The following is a 1,062-nucleotide window of genomic DNA, read 5'->3' as shown; positions in this document are numbered from 1 at the left end:
TGCAGATCACTAAGCATCAGCTTGACATCATCCGACTGATCCCAAGTGTATTTAACCTGCAAATTACTTGGCCACTCTGCACGCAGTTGCCCTTGAGCAATCACCTCTTTAACTAACGCGACGGTTTCAATAATGTTCTCGCCAGCACGCTTTTTCACGTCAAGCACAATGGCAGGCTCACCATCCAAGCGGGCAAAGCTTTCCGGATCACGAAACGCTCGGCGAACTGTGGCCACATCACCAAAGGTGATCACTTCTTTGCCATTCACTTTGATAGGCAATTCGAGAACATCTTTCAGAGAATCAAACACCGACGGAACTTTGACCGAAAAGCGCCCATATCCAGTATCGACAAAACCAGCCGCAACCACTCGGTTGTTTAGTGCGATCAAGTTATAGATATCGGCCTGATCCAATCCATAGCTTTCCATTAAAAGCGGATCGACGACGATCTCGACAATATCTTCACGATCACCAGCAATATCGACTTCCAAGATCTGACGGAAGCTTTCTAATCTGTCACGCAACGTTCGTGCGATTTGAACAATGGTTCTCTCTGGCACCGTGCCATAAAGCACAACGGTTAAAACAGGCTCCTCTGAAGCAAAAGTAACTTCATTGACCGTCGGTTCATCACTGTCTGCAGGTAACTTAGGTTTCGCCAGATCGACCGCGTCGCGAACATCCGCCATCGCTTTATCGAGATCCACGCCAACGCTAAACTCCAAAGTGACTGAGGCGTGGCCTTCGGAGGCAACCGATGCCATCTCTTTCACCCCTTCAATTGAGCGCAGTTCTTGTTCGATAGGACGAACCAGTAAACGCTCAGCATCAGTTGGAGAAATGCCTTGATGCCCAACAGAGACGTAAATGATAGGAATAGTGATATCGGGACTAGATTCTTTTGGGATGGTGACGTAAGTAATGACCCCTGCGATGAGGATCATCACCAACAAGGTCAACATCGTTCTTGATCGGGATAACGCAGCGTCAATTATACTAAACATGCTGCCTCCCTATTTTTCGGCCGCATCGGCAGCGACATCACCGACTTTATTCGCA

General features: G+C 48.1%; 1 pseudogene. It reads right to left on the bottom strand.

The window, feature by feature from the left end:
• A pseudogene (gene vmeK / locus R7Q38_RS24685) lies at nt 1-1,007 on the bottom strand (multidrug efflux RND transporter permease subunit VmeK); the annotation flags it as partial.
• Between the last annotated feature and the right edge of the window lie 55 nt (nt 1,008-1,062).

Source organism: Vibrio sp. Vb0598 (genome assembly GCF_033338935.1).
Taxonomy (GTDB): Bacteria; Pseudomonadota; Gammaproteobacteria; order Enterobacterales; family Vibrionaceae; genus Vibrio; species Vibrio alginolyticus.
The sequence above is the reverse complement of the archived record's forward strand: the minus strand, read 5'-3'. Positions and strand labels throughout refer to the sequence as shown.